This is a genomic window from Pseudomonas sp. No.21 (assembly GCF_054558415.1).
Window position 1 is genome coordinate 102635 of sequence record NZ_BAAJNO010000012.1, and the last position, 17193, is coordinate 119827.

Genomic DNA, 17193 nt, shown 5'->3' on the forward strand with positions numbered 1-17193 from the left:
AAAGGCAGCCATGGCCAAGGTATTCGCGATCGCCAACCAGAAAGGTGGAGTGGGCAAGACCACCACCTGCATCAACCTGGCCGCCTCGCTGGTCGCGACCAAGCGCCGCGTGCTGCTGATCGACCTCGACCCCCAGGGCAACGCGACCATGGGGAGCGGCATCGACAAGCACGCCCTGGAGAACTCGATCTACGACGTGTTGATCGGCGAGTGCGACCTGGCCGAGGCCATGCAGTTCTCCGAGCACGGTGGCTACCAGCTGCTGCCGGCGAACCGCGACCTGACCGCCGCCGAAGTCGCCCTGCTGGAAATGAAGATGAAGGAGAGCCGACTGCGCTATGCGCTGGCGCCGATCCGCGAGAACTACGACTACATCCTCATCGACTGCCCGCCGTCGCTGAACATGCTGACCATCAACGCCCTGGTTGCCGCCGACGGCGTGATCATCCCCATGCAGTGCGAGTACTACGCACTCGAGGGGTTGTCGGATCTGGTCAACAGCATCCAGCGCATCGGGCAACTGCTCAACCCGAGCCTGAAGATCGAAGGCCTGCTGCGCACCATGTACGACCCGCGCATCAGCCTCACCAACGATGTCACCGCCCAGCTCAAGGAGCATTTCGGCGACAAGCTTTACGACGCCGTCATCCCTCGTAACGTCCGCCTCGCCGAGGCCCCCAGCTTCGGCATGCCGGCACTGGTCTACGACAAGCAATCCCGTGGCGCCATCGCCTACCTGGCGCTGGCCGGCGAGCTGGTTCGCCGCCAGCGTGCGAACGCCAAAACCGCTACCGCATAAGGAAACCGCATGGCAGCGAAAAAAAGAGGTCTGGGCCGCGGCCTGGACGCCCTGCTGGGCGGCACTACCCCCACCGTCCTGCAGGAGGAGGCCGCCAAGGCCGATACTCGCGAGCTGCAGAACCTCCCCCTGGAACTGATCCAGCGCGGCAAGTACCAACCCCGTCGTGACATGGATCCCACCGCCCTCGAGGAGCTGGCCCAGTCCATTCGCGCCCAGGGCGTCATGCAGCCCATCGTGGTACGTCCCATCGATGGGGGGCGCTTCGAGATCATCGCCGGTGAACGGCGCTGGCGTGCCAGCCACCAGGCCGGCCTGGAGCGCATCCCCGCCCTGGTGCGCGAGGTGCCGGACGAAGCCGCCATCGCCATGGCGCTGATCGAGAACATCCAGCGCGAAGACCTCAACCCGATCGAGGAAGCGGTCGCCCTGCAGCGACTGCAGCAGGAATTCCAGCTGACCCAGCAGCAGGTCGCCGAGGCGGTTGGCAAATCGCGCGTGACCATCACCAACCTGCTGCGCCTGATCGCCCTCCCCGAGGAGATCAAGACCCTGCTTTCCCATGGCGATCTGGAGATGGGCCATGCCCGCGCATTGCTCGGATTACCGGCCGAACAGCAGGTGGAAGGGGCGCGACATGTTGTCGCACGAGGCCTGACCGTGCGCCAAACCGAGGCACTGGTACGCCAGTGGCTGAGCGGCAAGGAGAAAGCTGTCGAACCGGTCAAGGCCGATCCGGACATCAGTCGCCTCGAACAGCGCCTCGCTGAGCGGTTGGGCGCTCCCGTGCAGATCAAGCATGGCCAGAAGGGCAAGGGCCAGCTGGTCATCCGCTACAACTCCCTCGATGAGTTGCAAGGCGTTCTGGCCCACATCCGTTGAAACATTTGGCCATGTAGCGCGCGGTCGGAATTCACTACCCGGCAGTTGAACAGGGGGTATTACGCCCCTATACTCTGCGCGCAATTTTGTCGGCACAAACTATGCCAAGTTATTGATTCGAGGCGCCGACTCAGAGGACCCGCTGCGATGGATTTACGCACGCAAAACCGCCTGCCCTTCCATCGCCTTCCGGTATTCCCGGTACTGCTGGCCCAACTGGTCGTGTTGCTGCTGGCCGCTGTCGTTCTCTGGCAGTGGCGCGATGGCGTAGCGGGATATTCTGGTCTGTGCGGTGGCCTGGTCGCCTGGGTGCCGAACATGTACTTCGCCCACAAGGCGTTCCGTTTCAGCGGGGCGCGGGCGGCTCAGGCGATAGTCCGGTCTTTCTATGCCGGCGAGATGGGCAAGATGATTCTGACGGCGGTGCTGTTCGCACTGACGTTCGCAGGCGTGAAACCCCTGGATGCACCGGTGGTATTCGGTGTCTTCCTGCTGACCCAGGCGGTCAGCTGGTTCGCTCCCCTGCTGATGAGAACAAGATTTTCGAAACCTTAGGGCGTTTGAGGCAAACATGGCAGAGCAAACCGCTTCGGGCTATATCCAGCACCACCTGCAAAACCTGACTTTCGGTAAACTGCCGTCCGGCGAATGGGGCTTCGCCCACACTGCCGAGCAAGCCAAGGAAATGGGCTTCTGGGCTTTCCACGTGGACACCCTGGGCTGGTCCATCGCCGTCGGCCTGCTGTTCGTGATCCTCTTCCGCCTGGCTGCCAAGAAAGCCACCTCCGGCATCCCCGGCGGCCTGCAGAACCTGGTCGAAGTCATGGTCGACTTCGTCGACGGCAGCGTGAAGGACACCTTCCACGGCCGTAACCCGCTGATCGCCCCGCTGGCGCTGACCATCTTCGTCTGGATCTTCCTGATGAACGCCATCGACCTGGTGCCGGTGGACTGGATTCCGGTCCTGGCGGCCAAGATCAGCGGCAACGAGCACCTGTTCTTCCGCGCCGTACCGACCACTGACCCGAACGCCACCCTGGGCATGGCCCTGTCGGTCTTCGCGCTGATCATCTTCTACAGCATCAAGGTCAAGGGCATCGGCGGCTTCATCGGCGAGCTGACCCTGCACCCCTTCGGCAGCAAGAACATCTTCGTTCAGATCCTGCTGATCCCGGTGAACTTCCTGCTCGAGTTCGTGACCCTGGTGGCCAAGCCGATCTCCCTGGCCCTGCGTCTGTTCGGCAACATGTACGCCGGCGAACTGGTGTTCATCCTGATCGCCGTGATGTTCGGCGCCGGCATGATCCTGCTGAGCGGCCTGGGTATCGCACTGCAGTGGGCGTGGGCCGTGTTCCACATCCTGATCATCACCCTGCAGGCCTTCATCTTCATGATGCTGACCATCGTCTATCTGTCGATGGCGCACGAAGACAACCATTAAGAACGCAGCTCGCACCTGATGTCCTTCTCCCCCGGGAGGAGGTGCCCCAAGGGCGGATGAGGGTGCGAGGTTCGAAATGGTCCCGCGTCAGTCGACGCGGGAAGCCCGAAAGGGCAGCTGGAAAGAAGACGATTTCGTTTTACCGCTTCACTTAAACCTTAACCAACACGACATAAAGTCGGGAGGAAAAATGGAAACTGTAGTAGGTCTCACTGCGATCGCCGTTGCTCTGCTGATTGGCCTGGGTGCCCTGGGTACCGCTATCGGCTTCGGTCTGCTGGGTGGCAAGTTCCTGGAAGGCGCTGCTCGCCAGCCGGAAATGGTCCCGATGCTGCAGGTCAAAATGTTCATCGTCGCCGGCCTGCTGGACGCCGTGACCATGATCGGCGTTGGTATCGCTCTGTTCTTCACCTTCGCTAATCCGTTCATTGCTCAGGTAGCCCAATAATCCTCTTCGCAGAGGATTGGACTGACAACGAACGAGCGAGGTGTTGGCGTGAACATTAATGCAACCCTGATCGGCCAGTCCGTCGCGTTCTTCATCTTCGTACTGTTCTGCATGAAGTTCGTGTGGCCTCCGGTCATCACGGCACTGCGCGACCGTCAGAAGAAGATCGCCGACGGCCTGGACGCTGCCAATCGCGCGGCTCGTGACCTGGAGCTGGCCCACGAAAAAGTGGCCCAGCAACTGCGCGAAGCCAAGGCCCAGGCAGCTGAAATCATTGAGCAGGCCAAGAAACGCGGTACCCAGATCGTCGACGAAGCTCGCGATCAGGCCCGTGTGGAAGGCGAGCGACTGAAGTCGCAGGCTCAGGCCGAGATCGAGCAGGAACTGAACAGCGTCAAAGACGCGCTGCGCGCCCAACTGGGTAGCCTGGCCGTCGGCGGTGCCGAGAAGATCCTGGGTGCCACTATCGATCAAAACGCGCACGCGGAGCTGGTTAACAAACTGGCCGCCGAAATCTAAGCGAGGGCGATCATGGCAGAACTGACCACGCTGGCCCGACCTTACGCCAAGGCTGCTTTCGAGTACGCCCAGGCCCATCAGCAGCTGGCCGCCTGGTCGGCCATGCTAGGCCTGGCCGCTGCGGTGTCCCAGGACACCACCATGCAGCAAGTGCTCAAAGCCCCGCGTCTGACGAGCGAAGAAAAAGCCAACACCTTTGTCGAGGTGGTTGGTGACAAGTTCGATGTACCGGCGAGTAATTTCGTCCACATCCTGTCCGAGAACAGCCGCCTCGTGCTGCTGCCGGAGATCGCCAACCTGTTCGAGCTGTACAAGGCCGAGCAGGAGAAGTCGATCGATGTGGAAGTCACCAGTGCCTTCGCATTGAACACTGAACAGCAAGACAAACTCGCCAAGGTTCTCAGCGCACGGCTCAGCCGGGAAGTGCGTCTGCACGCCGCGGAGGATGCCAGCCTTATAGGCGGCGTCGTCATCCGCGCCGGCGACCTGGTTATCGATGGCTCGGTTCGCGGCAAGCTCGCGAAACTGGCCGAAGCGTTGAAATCTTGAGTTTGAAGGGGCAGCAGAGCAATGCAGCAACTCAATCCTTCCGAAATTAGTGAAATCATCAAGGGGCGCATCGAGAAACTCGACGTGTCCTCTCAAGCCCGTAACGAAGGCACCATCGTCAGCGTGTCCGACGGTATCGTGCGTATCCATGGTCTGGCCGACGCTATGTACGGCGAGATGATCGAGTTCCCCGGTGGCGTCTATGGTATGGCGCTGAACCTGGAACAAGACTCCGTGGGTGCCGTGGTCCTCGGCAGCTACCTGACCCTCGCCGAAGGCATGAGCGCCAAGTGCACCGGTCGCATCCTGGAAGTCCCGGTCGGTCCGGAACTGCTGGGCCGCGTGGTCGACGCCCTGGGCAGCCCGATCGATGGCAAAGGCCCTCTGAACAACGTCGCCACCGACGCTGTCGAGAAGGTCGCGCCGGGCGTGATCTGGCGTAAGTCGGTCGACCAGCCGGTACAGACCGGCTACAAGTCCGTCGACGCCATGATCCCGGTAGGCCGTGGCCAGCGCGAGCTGATCATCGGTGACCGTCAGATCGGCAAGACCGCCCTCGCGGTCGACGCCATCATCAACCAGAAGAACAGCGGCATCCGCTGCGTCTACGTTGCCATCGGTCAGAAGCAATCGACCATCGCCAACGTGGTACGCAAGCTGGAAGAGAACGGCGCCCTGGCCAACACCATCGTGGTGGCTGCCTCGGCTTCCGAATCCGCTGCGCTGCAGTTCATCGCACCGTACGCCGGCTGCACCATGGGCGAGTACTTCCGCGACCGCGGCGAAGACGCGCTGATCGTTTATGACGATCTGTCCAAGCAAGCCGTTGCCTACCGCCAGATCTCCCTGCTGCTGCGCCGCCCGCCGGGCCGCGAAGCCTACCCGGGCGACGTGTTCTATCTCCACAGCCGTCTGCTGGAGCGCGCTTCCCGCGTTTCCGAAGAGTACGTCGAGAAGTTCACCAATGGCGCCGTGACTGGCAAGACCGGTTCCCTGACCGCTCTGCCGATCATCGAAACCCAGGCCGGTGACGTTTCCGCGTTCGTTCCGACCAACGTGATCTCCATCACCGACGGTCAGATCTTCCTGGAATCCGCCATGTTCAACTCGGGTATCCGTCCGGCCGTCAACGCCGGTATCTCGGTATCCCGCGTAGGTGGCGCAGCCCAGACCAAGATCATCAAGAAGCTGTCCGGTGGCATCCGTACCGCCCTGGCCCAGTACCGTGAGCTGGCGGCTTTCGCCCAGTTCGCCTCTGACCTGGACGAAGCGACCCGCAAGCAGCTGGAACACGGTCAGCGCGTTACCGAGCTGATGAAGCAGAAGCAGTACGCGCCCATGTCGATCGCCGACATGTCGCTGAGCCTGTACGCGGCCGAACGTGGCTTCCTGCAGGACATCGAAGTCGCCAAAGTCGGCGCCTTCGAGCAGGCCCTGATTGCCTACTTCAACCGGGATCACGCCGCTCTGCTGGCGAAGATCAACGAGAAGGGTGACTTCAACGACGAAATCGACGCAGGCCTGAAAGCCGGCATCGAGAAGTTCAAAGCCACCCAAACCTGGTAAGCCGCAGCGGGCGTCGCAAGACGCCCGCCTGCTAACCCGATAGGTGTCAAATGGCAGGCGCAAAAGAGATTCGCAGCAAGATTGCGAGCATCAAAAGCACGCAAAAGATCACCAGCGCCATGGAAAAGGTGGCCGTCAGCAAGATGCGCAGGGCTCAAATGCGCATGGCTGCCAGCCGTCCCTATGCGGAGCGTATCCGTCAGGTGATTGGTCATCTGGCCAACGCCAACCCGGAGTACCGCCATCCGTTCATGATCGAGCGTGAAATCAAGCGCATCGGTTATGTCGTGGTGAGCAGTGACCGTGGTCTGTGCGGTGGCTTGAACACCAACCTGTTCAAGGCCCTGGTCAAGGACATGTCGGCGAACCGCGAGAAGGGCGTGGAGATCGATCTCTGCGTGATCGGCAGCAAAGGTGCGGCATTCTTCCGCAACTTCGGCGGCAACGTCGTCGCAGCCATCAGCCAACTCGGCGAAGAGCCTTCGATCAACGACCTGATCGGCAGCGTCAAGGTGATGCTGGATGCCTACTTGGAAGGTCGTATCGACCGTCTCTCGGTGGTGTCCAACAAGTTCATCAACACCATGACCCAGAAGCCCACCGTGGAGCAGCTGGTTCCGCTGGTGGCAGATGCCGACCAGGATCTCAAGCACCACTGGGACTATCTCTACGAACCCGACGCCAAAGAGCTGCTGGACGGCCTGATGGTGCGCTACGTGGAGTCGCAGGTGTACCAGGCGGTCGTCGAGAACAACGCAGCCGAACAAGCGGCGCGGATGATCGCGATGAAGAACGCCACTGACAACGCCGGTGACCTGATCAGCGAACTTCAGCTGGTCTACAACAAGGCCCGTCAGGCTGCGATTACCCAAGAGATCTCGGAAATCGTCGGCGGCGCTGCCGCGGTTTAAGAACGGTTCAAATATTCAGAGGACCAAATGATGAGTAGCGGACGTATCGTTCAAATCATCGGCGCCGTCATCGACGTGGAATTCCCGCGTGACCAGGTACCGAACGTCTACGAGGCGCTGAAAGTTCAAGGCGCCGAAACCACCCTCGAAGTTCAGCAGCAGCTGGGCGACGGCGTGGTACGTACCATTGCGATGGGTTCGACCGAAGGCCTGAAACGTGGCCTGGACGTCGGCAGCACTGGCAAGGCCATCTCCGTACCGGTGGGCAAAGCGACCCTCGGCCGGATCATGGACGTGCTGGGCAACCCGATCGACGAAGCCGGCCCCATCGGCGAAGAAGAGCAGTGGGAAATCCACCGCCCCGCGCCGTCCTACGCCGAGCAGGCTGGCTCCAACGAGCTGCTGGAAACCGGCATCAAGGTAATCGACCTGGTCTGCCCGTTCGCCAAGGGCGGCAAGGTCGGCCTGTTCGGTGGTGCCGGTGTCGGCAAGACCGTGAACATGATGGAACTGATCCGTAACATCGCCATCGAGCACAGCGGTTATTCCGTGTTCGCCGGTGTGGGTGAGCGTACCCGTGAGGGCAACGACTTCTACCACGAGATGAAGGACTCCAACGTTCTGGACAAAGTGGCGCTGGTATACGGCCAGATGAACGAGCCGCCGGGCAACCGTCTGCGCGTTGCACTGACCGGCCTGACCATGGCCGAGAAGTTCCGCGACGAAGGCCGTGACGTTCTGCTGTTCGTGGACAACATCTACCGCTACACCCTGGCCGGTACCGAAGTATCCGCGCTGCTGGGTCGTATGCCGTCCGCGGTGGGTTACCAGCCGACCCTGGCCGAGGAAATGGGCGTTCTGCAAGAGCGCATCACCTCCACCAAGACCGGTTCGATCACCTCGATCCAGGCCGTATACGTTCCTGCGGACGACCTGACCGACCCGTCCCCGGCGACCACCTTCGCCCACCTGGACGCCACCGTCGTTCTGTCCCGTGACATCGCCTCCCTGGGTATCTACCCGGCGGTCGACCCGCTGGACTCCACCTCTCGCCAGCTCGACCCGCTGGTGATCGGTCAGGACCACTACGACACCGCTCGCGGCGTCCAGTACGTCCTGCAGCGCTACAAGGAACTGAAGGACATCATCGCGATCCTGGGTATGGACGAACTGTCCGAAGCGGACAAGCAGCTCGTATCCCGTGCTCGTAAGATCCAGCGCTTCCTGTCCCAGCCGTTCTTCGTGGCCGAAGTATTCACCGGTTCGCCCGGCAAGTACGTCTCCCTGAAGGACACCATCGCTGGCTTCAAAGGCATCCTCAACGGCGACTACGATCACCTGCCCGAGCAGGCGTTCTACATGGTCGGCGGCATCGAAGAAGCCATCGAGAAAGCGAAGAAACTGTAACCCCCTGGGCGCCCGGCAACGGGCGCTTACGTGAGGCAAGCGTATGGCTATTACTGTCCATTGCGATATCGTCAGCGCCGAAGCGGAGATCTTCTCCGGTCTGGTGGAGATGGTGATTGCGCACGGCAACCTCGGCGATCTGGGTATCGCGCCGGGCCACGCCCCGCTGATCACCGACCTCAAGCCGGGCCCGATCCGCGTGGTGAAGCAGGGTGGCGAGGAGGAGGTGTACTACATCTCCGGTGGTTTCCTCGAAGTTCAGCCGAACATGGTGAAGGTCCTGGCCGACACCGTTCTGCGCGCTGGCGACCTGGACGAAGCGGCTGCTCAGGAGTCCCTCAAGGCTGCTGAGAAGGCCCTGCACGAGCAGGGCGCGGAGTTCGATTACTCCGCTGCTGCTGCTCGTCTGGCCGAGGCTGCAGCCCAGCTGCGCACCGTCCAGCAGATCCGCAAGAAGTTCGGCGGCTGATCCCGCGCTCTTCATCGCAAGCGAGTAAAAGGGTAGCCTTGGCTACCCTTTTTCTTTTCCGGCTCAGCCGGTTATCCACAGGCTCGGAAGCACCCTCCATGTCGCTCGATATCGTCATCCTCGCCGCCGGCCAGGGCACCCGCATGCGCTCGGCCCTGCCCAAGGTCCTCCACCCCGTCGCGGGCAAGCCGATGCTCGGCCATGTCATCGACAGCGCCCGCAAGCTTCAGCCCCAGGGCATCCACGTGGTGATCGGACACGGTGCCGACAGGGTCAAGGAGCGTTTGGCGGCCGACGACCTCGGTTTCGTGATCCAGGCCCAGCAACTGGGCACGGGCCATGCCGTGGCCCAGGCCTTGCCGCATGTCAGCGCCGAGCGCGTGCTGATCCTCTATGGCGACGTGCCGCTGATCGAAGTGGAAACCCTGGAGCGCCTGCTGCAGAAAGTCGGCCCCGAGCAACTGGCACTGCTCACCGTCGAGCTGGACGACCCCACCGGCTACGGCCGCATCGTGCGGGACGAGCAGGGCGTGGTGAAGGCCATCGTCGAGCACAAGGACGCCAGCCCCGAGCAGCGTGCGATCCGCGAAGGCAACACCGGCATCCTCGCCGTGCCCGGCAAGCGCCTGGCCGACTGGCTGGGGCGTCTCTCCAACGACAACGCCCAGGGCGAGTACTACCTGACCGACGTCATCGCCATGGCGGTCGCCGACGGCCTGGTGGTGGCCACCGAGCAGCCCCAGGACGCCATGGAAGTGCAGGGCGCCAACGACCGCATCCAGCTTTCCGACCTCGAACGGCACTACCAGAAGCGTGCCGCCCGCCGCCTGATGGCTCAGGGCGTGACCCTGCTGGACCCGGCGCGCTTCGACCTGCGTGGCGAGGCCATCGTGGGCCGCGACGTGCTGATCGATGTGAACGTGATCCTCGAAGGCCGTGTGGTGATCGAAGACGATGTCCAGATCGGCCCCAACTGCGTCATCAAGGACAGCACCCTGCGCCGTGGCGCCATCGTCAAGGCCAACAGCCACCTGGATAGCGCCGAGCTGGGCGAAGGCGCCGACTGCGGCCCGTTCGCCCGCCTGCGTCCTGGTGCCGTACTGGGCGCCAAGGCCCATGTGGGTAACTTCGTCGAACTGAAGAACGCCGTGATGGGCGAGGGCGCCAAGGCTGGCCACCTGAGCTACCTGGGCGATGCCGAGATCGGCGCGCGCACCAACATCGGTGCAGGCACCATCACCTGCAACTACGACGGCGCCAACAAGTCCCGCACCGTCATGGGCGAGGACGTCTTCATCGGCTCCAACAGCGCCCTGGTCGCGCCTGTGAGCCTCGGTGCCGGCGCCACCACCGGTGCCGGCTCCGTCATCACCCAGGACGTGCCCGCTCACGCCCTGGCCGTGGGCCGCGCCAAGCAGCGCAACATCGAAGGCTGGAAGCGGCCCGTGAAGAAGAAGTGAGCTGTGGATAACCAGCCTGTGGATAACCGGCAGGCCCTACGGAAGGCGACCCAGGTCGCCTTCCGTCGTTTCCGGGGTTGACGCAAAAGCTTCGTTGAGTTTTGATTCGCACACTTTTTCTTTCGAATCGAAACTTACGAGATGTCGAAGCGCAATACGCCCCAGCGCCGCCATGCCATCCTCGCCCTGCTCGCCGAACAGGGCGAAGTCAGTGTCGATGCGCTCGCCAAGGGCTTCGCCACCTCGGAAGTCACCATCCGCAAGGACCTCGCCGCCCTAGAAGCCAATGGCCTGCTCCTGCGTCGCTATGGCGGCGCCGTGCCCGTGCCCCAGGAGTTCATCGTCGAGGCCAGCCAGCCGGTGTCCCGGTACAAGCAGGCCATCGCCCGCGCCGCTGCCGCCCGCATCCGCGAGCATGCACGGATCATCGTCGACAGCGGCAGTACCACCGCCGCGCTGATTCCCGAACTGGGTCATCGCCCCGGCCTGGTGGTGATGACCAACTCTCTGAACGTCGCCACGGCCCTGCGCGACCTGGAACAGGAACCGGTGCTGTTGATGACCGGCGGCACCTGGGACCCGCATTCCGAGTCCTTCCAGGGCCAGGTGGCCGAGCAGGTGCTGCGCTCCTACGACTTCGACCAGCTGTTCATCGGTGCCGACGGCATCGACCTGGCCCGTGGCACCACCACCTTCAACGAGCTGCTGGGCCTGTCCCGGGTCATGGCCGAGGTCGCTCGCGAGGTGATCGTCATGGTCGAGGCGGACAAGGTCGGCCGGCGCATTCCCAACCTGGAGCTGCCCTGGAGCAGCGTCCATACCCTGATCACCGACGAGCGCCTGCCCCAGGACGCTCGGCAACAGATAGAGGCGCGGGGCATCACCCTGGTCTGCGCGCCTGTGGATAACTGAGGAGACAACATCATGTGTGGCATCGTCGGCGCAGTGGCTGAACGGAACATCACCGCCATCCTCGTGGAAGGCCTCAAGCGACTCGAATACCGCGGCTACGACAGCGCAGGCGTCGCCGTGCTGGACAACGAAGGCGTGCTCCAGCGTCGCCGCCGCGTCGGCAAGGTCAGCGAGCTGGAACAGGCCCTGACCGAACAGCCCCTGGCCGGCCGCCTGGGCATCGCCCACACCCGCTGGGCCACCCACGGCGCGCCCACCGAGCACAACGCCCACCCGCACTTCTCCGGCGACCTGGCCCTGGTGCACAACGGCATCATCGAGAACCACGAAGCCTTGCGAGCTCGCCTCAAGGGCCTTGGCTACGCGTTCACCTCCGACACCGACACCGAAGTCATCGTCCACCTGCTGCACCACACCCTCCAGGAGACCGGCGACCTGGCCTCCGCTCTCAAGACCGTAGTCCCGCAGCTACACGGCGCCTACGGCCTGGCGGTGATCAACCGTGCCCAACCCGACCGCCTGCTCGCCGCCCGCAGCGGCAGTCCCCTGGTCATCGGCCTCGGCCTGGGCGAGAACTTCCTCGCCTCCGACCAGTTGGCCCTGCGCCAGGTGACCGACCGCTTCATGTACCTGGAGGAGGGCGACATCGCCGAAATCCGCCGCGACAGCGTCCAGGTCTGGGACCTGCAGGGCAACGCCGTGCAACGCGAGGCCGTGCAGTACCACGAAGGCGCCGAGGCCGCCGACAAGGGCGAGTACCGCCACTTCATGCTCAAGGAAATCCACGAGCAGCCCAAGGTCGTGCAACGCACCCTCGAAGGCCGCCTGGGTACCGACCATGTGCTGGTCCAGGCCTTCGGCCCGCAGGCCGCCGAACTGTTCGCCAAGGTGCGCAACGTGCAGATCGTCGCCTGCGGCACCAGCTACCACGCCGGCATGGTCACCCGTTACTGGCTGGAAGACCTGGCCGGCATCCCCTGCCAGGTGGAAGTGGCCAGCGAGTTCCGCTACCGCAAGGTCGTGGTGCAGCCCGACACCCTGTTCGTCACCATCTCCCAGTCCGGCGAGACCGCCGACACCCTGGCCGCCCTGCGCAATGCCAACGCGTTGGGCTACCTCGCCAGCCTGGCCATCTGCAACGTCGGCACCAGCTCCCTGGTGCGCGAGTCCGACCTCACCCTGCTGACGCTGGCCGGCCCGGAGATCGGCGTCGCCTCCACCAAGGCCTTCACCACCCAGCTGGTGTCCCTGCTGCTGCTCACCCTGAGCCTCGGCCAGGTGCGTGGCAGCCTGGACAAGGCCCGTGAGGCGGAGCTGGTGGAAGCCCTGCGTCGCCTGCCGACCCACCTGGGCGAAGCCCTGGCCATGGACAAGACCGTGGAGAAGGTCGCCGAACTGTTCGCCGAGAAACACCACACCCTGTTCCTCGGTCGTGGCGCCCAGTACCCGGTGGCCATGGAAGGTGCGCTGAAGCTCAAGGAGATCTCCTACATCCACGCCGAGGCCTACCCGGCCGGTGAGCTCAAGCACGGCCCCTTGGCCCTGGTGGACAGCGACATGCCGGTGGTTACCGTCGCGCCGAACAACGAACTGGTGGAGAAGCTCAAGTCCAACCTCCAGGAAGTCCGCGCCCGGGGCGGCCAACTGATCGTCTTCGCCGACCGTGAGGCCGGCATCGACAATGGCGAGGGCACCCATGTGGTGGCCATGCCGCACATCCTCGATGCCCTGGCACCGATCCTCTACACCCTGCCGCTGCAACTGCTGTCCTACTACGTCGCCGTGCTCAAGGGCACCGACGTCGACCAGCCGCGCAACCTGGCCAAGTCCGTCACCGTGGAGTGACGGGCGGCCCGCAAGGCGCCAGCGGCGGGTTTCCGGTCGCGGGTGCCTTGGCGGGGCGAGGCACGTACCTCGGTTTCCCAGGGGCGGGCAAGCCGATCGGAACGCCCTGTGCCTTGGGCGGTGCACACCCTTCGGGACTGCATCACATCCTGTTCGATGGCGGTTGACCCGAGGGGGGCGTCACTTTCTAATCCGCAGCTCAATCTTGAACATGGACCGTTTATGTCTTCCGGCGACGCCGCCTCGGCCCCTGCTGCCGCCTCTTCCGCCCCTGTACCTGCCTCCGTCCGCCGGCAGAAGCGCGCCGGCTTGCTCACCCTCAGCCTCATGGGCGCCACTCCCCTCGTCCTGCTGGCCTGGGACCCGATGTACCGTGACGTGCGGGTCTTCGACAGCCTGGCGGTCTGCGAACAGGGCACCACCCTGACCGCCGAGCAATGCCTGCGGCTGCGCGACGAGGCGTTCCGGCGCACCGTCCTGATGGCGCCGGTCTACACCAGCTTCCTGGCCTGTGAGCGCGACTTCATTCGCATCAATGCCGACTGCAAGGTTGGCGAGTGGTGCGAGGCCGACGCCGTGCAGAGCTGCACACAGGGCGTCGATGGCCTGGCCCGCCCCCAGCCGGTGGCGTTCCTGGTCAGCGATGCCCTGGTCAGGCGCCTGCGCAGTGGTGAACCGGAGGATTGGAGCGAGGTCGGCCTCGATGAACTGCAGCCGGTCTTCGGCATGAGCGAAGACACCCTCTATGGCAGCGGCAGTAGCACCAGTGGCCATTACGGTGGCTACTACGGCGGTGGCGGCCGCAACCTGCACCTGTTCACCAGCCAGGGCCAATACCTGGGGGATGAGCGCACCCGCCAGGCCAGCGTGCATCGCAGCCAGTTGCAGGCGTCCGGTTATGCCCAGCAGTTCCAGAGCGGGCAATTGCCGACGCGCCTTCAGGGCGTTGCCAGTCGCGGCGGGTTCGGCTCGACGGCCCGCAGCAGCCTGGCCATGGCCAGCGGGTAACCGATCATGTGGATACGGATTGGCCTAGTGCTTGGCTGTCTCTTCGGCAACTCGATTGCCCAGGCAGCAGGCCTGGATAGCAGCATTGGCGAGGCCGATGCGCGTCTCAAGGAACTGCGCCGGCTCATCGCCGAAAAGCCCGACCGGCTGCGGGTGCGCCTGCCGAACAGTCGCGAATGGCAGAGCCTGGAGTCCCTCGGTCTTGCCCCTACCTGCCGGGCGCCCGTGCTGGTGCGTCTTGCGGCCCCTTTACGGGCGTTTACGCAGTGCGGCGGCATAGAGGTGACCGAGGAAGGCGTGAGGTGGATGACGACCTCGATCTTCTGGACCCATGACCGTACCTGGGAGCATGGGCGGATGCTGCACATGCAGGTCAGGAGTTTCGCCCGTCAGGGCAGACCCACCGATGACGTCGACCTGCGCGCCGAGTCGCCACTGGTCAAGGCCCTGGTGGACGCCAGGCCGCTCGAACTGGAAAAGCTCGCCGAGCTCTGGGCGACCCTGCGGCAGCAACCGTTGCCGGCCCGACCGGATGGCCAGTGGGGGGCCAGCGAGTCCTGGCCCACCGGCCTGCTGGCGTTGCATACCGATGGGCGGATCAAGCTGGCCGGCTCGAACCTGGCGGGCTTGCATGCCTGGCAGGCCTGGTGGGCGAGCCAGCCTCGGACCGATAACGTCGCTGCCCTGGTGGGGGTCGACCTGCAGCTGGGAGGCAAGTCCCCGGCCTTGCAGTTGGGCGAGTTCACGCTGGGCCAGACGCCCTTTGCGGTGGTGGTGTTGCCGGCTGACCAGCAGCCCCGCGATGAGCCTGCGCTGTGGCGTGATGACAGTTGGCAATTGCTGATGGTGCGCACCGATGGCAAATGAATACCTGAAAGCAACCCTGGTGACCGAAAATGGCGGCCCGCTCGACGTGTCGGAGCCTCGCATCGTGCGCGTCGACCCGGCCAGCGGCAGTGCCATGCTGATCGGCGCCACCCATGGGTTGACCCTGATGCTGGGCTGTATGACGCCGCTGGTGATCGGCCTGATGTTCGCCGCGCAGCTGGCCTGTGACCTGCCGCCCTGGCCCGTGGGCAACTACGAGCTGACGTTGCTGGCCTGGACCGTCCTCTGGTTGGCTTTCCTGGGCTACAGCCTGTGTGGCGGCAGCTACATGGAGACCTACCTGTTCAACCCGCAGCAGCGGCGGCTGTGGCACCTGAACAGTGGCGAGGTGCTCGACCTGAAGGCACTGGCCGAGCTGGCACGCGCCCGCCAGAAGCCAGCAGATGCCGCCGTGACCGACGCGTCACCGCAGGAGCGCCTGTTGCCCATGGCCGCCGAGCGACTGCTGGGGATCAACTGGCAACGGCTGCAAAAGCTTCAGCCCTACAGACCCAGCCCATTGCGCGCCTACTTGCGCAGTTTCTGGCCCGTGGACGCCTGGTGGATCGCGGGGGTAACGGTAGGCACCTGCCTGCTGGTCATCCTGCTGGTCGTTGGCTCGCTCGCCGGCCTGCTCCTCGCTGTAATGGCGCTGGCTGCCGCCTGGCTGGCCAGCGCCCTGGCCGGTTTCTGCCTGCAGCATCAGGCACCGAGGCGGGCCGAGGCCCTGCTGCGCGGGCGTTCAATCGAGGATGTAGTGCGGAACGAAGCGTGAGCTGTCCTGGGTGATGGCGCTGCGGTCCTCGCGAATGCCCATGCCCACGGGCCGGCCGCCGACCAGCCAGCTGCCGATGATGGGGTGCTCCCCGCCCATGCAGGGCGGCGGGCACCAGCTCTGCAGAATCGCCGGCCCCTGCTCGTAGGGGCCGGGCGTCGCCAGCTCCACACCGCCCTCGCTTTCCACCTGGATGTTCGCCCCCTCGCGGGAGAAGAACGGCTTGCGCACCCAGCGCGGGCCCAGCAGGGCCGCATCCGGCTCATCGGCGAAGCAGGCCGGGATCAGGTTGGGGTGGCCGCGATGACGCTGCCAGAGCAGCGGCAAGATCGCCTTGTTCGACAGCAGGGTCTTCCAGGCGGGCTCGATGAAGCGCGTCCGGCTGTGGGCCAGGTGGTGGGCGAAGTCCTCCTCCAGCAGCCACTCCCAGGGGTAGAGCTTGAACAGCTGGATGATCGGCTGGTCGTGCAGGTCGACGAAGCCCTTGCCGGGTACGTGGCCGATGTCGTCGATGTACAGCAGATGGGGCAGCAGGCCAGCCTGGTTGGCACAGTCGGCCAGGTAGGTGACGGTGCCCTCGTCCTCGATGTGGTCGCGGCAGCAGGCCAGGTGGAAGGGCTCACCCGCCAGGCCGATGCGCTGCAGGCGCTCGACCAGCGCATCTTGGATGAGGTTGAACTGATCGGCCCGCTCCGGCAGCACGCCACGTTCGCGGCACTGCTCCAGCCATACCCACTGGAAGAAGGCCGCCTCGTAGAGGCCGGTCGGGGTATCGGCGTTGTACTCGTAGAAACGCGCCGGGCCCTGGCCGTCGTAGGTCAGGTCCATGCGCCCGTACAGCGCCGGCTCGCGTGTACGCCAGCTGTCGCGGATCAGCGTCCAGTGCGCCTCGGGCACCGCCATGCGCCGCAACAGGGCTTCGCTCTCCACAGCATCTTCCACCAGGGCCAGGCACATGGCCTCCAGCTCGGCGCTGGGTGCCTCGATGTCGTCCTCGATCTGCTGCAGGCTGAAGCGGTAGCAGACGCTTTCATCCCAGTAGGGTTCGCCGCCGATGGAGTGGAAGTGGAAGCCGAGTGCCGCAGCTTGTTCGCACCAGTCGTGGCGCGGCGTGATGGGGTGCCTATGCATGGAACGTCCGTGTACCGCCAGGAAAATGGAGCGCCATTCTAGCGGCCAGCCAGGGCCTTGGTTGTTGATGGAGGCAGCAACCCGGTGAGGCATCCTTGTCGGCGTGCCTGCCGCAGGCTTCACCGCCGAGCTCGCCAGCGTCGGATGACCCGCAAATGGGGCGCTCATTGGGATGTCAGTCGGATGGCGTCGCGAGGCCAGGCG

Annotated in this window: 18 protein-coding genes; 17 read left to right on the plus strand and 1 reads right to left on the minus strand. The window is 64.3% G+C overall.

Translation table 11 applies throughout. From position 1 onward, the window contains the following. Positions 1-10: 10 nt before the first annotated feature. The 17 genes from ACYJSS_RS23900 to ACYJSS_RS23980 all read left to right on the plus strand — a co-directional run bounded on the left by ACYJSS_RS23900 (position 11) and on the right by ACYJSS_RS23980 (position 15858). Positions 11-799, plus strand: a complete 789-nt coding sequence (locus ACYJSS_RS23900) for a ParA family protein (RefSeq protein WP_111259228.1) — start codon at positions 11-13, stop codon at positions 797-799. A 9-nt stretch (positions 800-808) separates the two neighbouring features. Then, positions 809-1681, plus strand: coding sequence for a ParB/RepB/Spo0J family partition protein (locus ACYJSS_RS23905; protein ID WP_111259227.1), 873 nt, complete (start codon positions 809-811; stop codon positions 1679-1681). 147 nt (positions 1682-1828) lie between these two features. After that, positions 1829-2236, plus strand: a complete 408-nt coding sequence (locus ACYJSS_RS23910) for a F0F1 ATP synthase subunit I (protein WP_111259226.1) — start codon at positions 1829-1831, stop codon at positions 2234-2236. Positions 2237-2252: 16 nt separating this feature from the next. Next, positions 2253-3122, plus strand: coding sequence for a F0F1 ATP synthase subunit A (gene atpB, locus ACYJSS_RS23915; protein ID WP_111259225.1), 870 nt, complete (start codon positions 2253-2255; stop codon positions 3120-3122). 190 nt (positions 3123-3312) lie between these two features. Further along, complete coding sequence (gene atpE / locus ACYJSS_RS23920) at positions 3313-3570, plus strand: F0F1 ATP synthase subunit C (RefSeq protein ID WP_003457994.1); 258 nt, start codon at positions 3313-3315, stop codon at positions 3568-3570. Between the two features lie 48 nt (positions 3571-3618). Beyond that, a complete protein-coding gene (locus ACYJSS_RS23925) occupies positions 3619-4089 on the plus strand; it encodes a F0F1 ATP synthase subunit B (RefSeq protein ID WP_111259224.1) in 471 nt (156 codons plus the stop codon). Positions 4090-4101: 12 nt separating this feature from the next. Further along, a complete protein-coding gene (locus ACYJSS_RS23930; protein ID WP_111259223.1) occupies positions 4102-4638 on the plus strand; it encodes a F0F1 ATP synthase subunit delta in 537 nt (178 codons plus the stop codon). A gap of 21 nt (positions 4639-4659) precedes the next feature. Next, positions 4660-6204 (plus strand): F0F1 ATP synthase subunit alpha, encoded by a 1545-nt coding sequence (gene atpA / locus ACYJSS_RS23935; RefSeq protein WP_111259222.1) that lies wholly within the window; start codon positions 4660-4662, stop codon positions 6202-6204. 50 nt (positions 6205-6254) lie between these two features. Then, positions 6255-7115, plus strand: coding sequence for a F0F1 ATP synthase subunit gamma (gene atpG, locus ACYJSS_RS23940; RefSeq protein ID WP_111259221.1), 861 nt, complete (start codon positions 6255-6257; stop codon positions 7113-7115). Positions 7116-7145: 30 nt separating this feature from the next. Further along, a complete protein-coding gene (atpD, locus tag ACYJSS_RS23945; RefSeq protein ID WP_111259220.1) occupies positions 7146-8522 on the plus strand; it encodes a F0F1 ATP synthase subunit beta in 1377 nt (458 codons plus the stop codon). Between the two features lie 43 nt (positions 8523-8565). Next, a complete protein-coding gene (locus ACYJSS_RS23950; protein WP_111259219.1) occupies positions 8566-8991 on the plus strand; it encodes a F0F1 ATP synthase subunit epsilon in 426 nt (141 codons plus the stop codon). A gap of 98 nt (positions 8992-9089) precedes the next feature. Then, complete coding sequence (gene glmU, locus ACYJSS_RS23955) at positions 9090-10451, plus strand: bifunctional UDP-N-acetylglucosamine diphosphorylase/glucosamine-1-phosphate N-acetyltransferase GlmU (RefSeq protein WP_111259218.1); 1362 nt, start codon at positions 9090-9092, stop codon at positions 10449-10451. 141 nt (positions 10452-10592) lie between these two features. Continuing rightward, complete coding sequence (locus ACYJSS_RS23960; protein ID WP_111259217.1) at positions 10593-11363, plus strand: DeoR family transcriptional regulator; 771 nt, start codon at positions 10593-10595, stop codon at positions 11361-11363. Between the two features lie 12 nt (positions 11364-11375). Continuing rightward, positions 11376-13208 carry a glutamine--fructose-6-phosphate transaminase (isomerizing) gene (gene glmS / locus ACYJSS_RS23965; RefSeq protein ID WP_111259216.1) on the plus strand — a complete coding sequence of 611 codons (1833 nt, stop codon included), beginning with the start codon at positions 11376-11378 and terminating at the stop codon, positions 13206-13208. 309 nt (positions 13209-13517) lie between these two features. After that, positions 13518-14216, plus strand: coding sequence for a DUF1190 domain-containing protein (locus ACYJSS_RS23970; RefSeq protein WP_158545558.1), 699 nt, complete (start codon positions 13518-13520; stop codon positions 14214-14216). A gap of 27 nt (positions 14217-14243) precedes the next feature. Continuing rightward, complete coding sequence (locus ACYJSS_RS23975) at positions 14244-15083, plus strand: hypothetical protein (protein WP_111259214.1); 840 nt, start codon at positions 14244-14246, stop codon at positions 15081-15083. Continuing rightward, positions 15073-15858, plus strand: a complete 786-nt coding sequence (locus ACYJSS_RS23980; RefSeq protein WP_111259213.1) for a hypothetical protein — start codon at positions 15073-15075, stop codon at positions 15856-15858. The genes ACYJSS_RS23975 and ACYJSS_RS23980 overlap by 11 nt, the downstream gene beginning before the upstream one ends. On the opposite strand, the gene ACYJSS_RS23985 is transcribed toward ACYJSS_RS23980, so the two are convergent. Further along, positions 15826-16989: a glutathionylspermidine synthase family protein gene (locus ACYJSS_RS23985; RefSeq protein WP_111259212.1), complete on the minus strand. Its 1164-nt coding sequence runs from the start codon at positions 16987-16989 to the stop codon at positions 15826-15828. The genes ACYJSS_RS23980 and ACYJSS_RS23985 overlap by 33 nt on opposite strands. Positions 16990-17193: the final 204 nt, after the last annotated feature.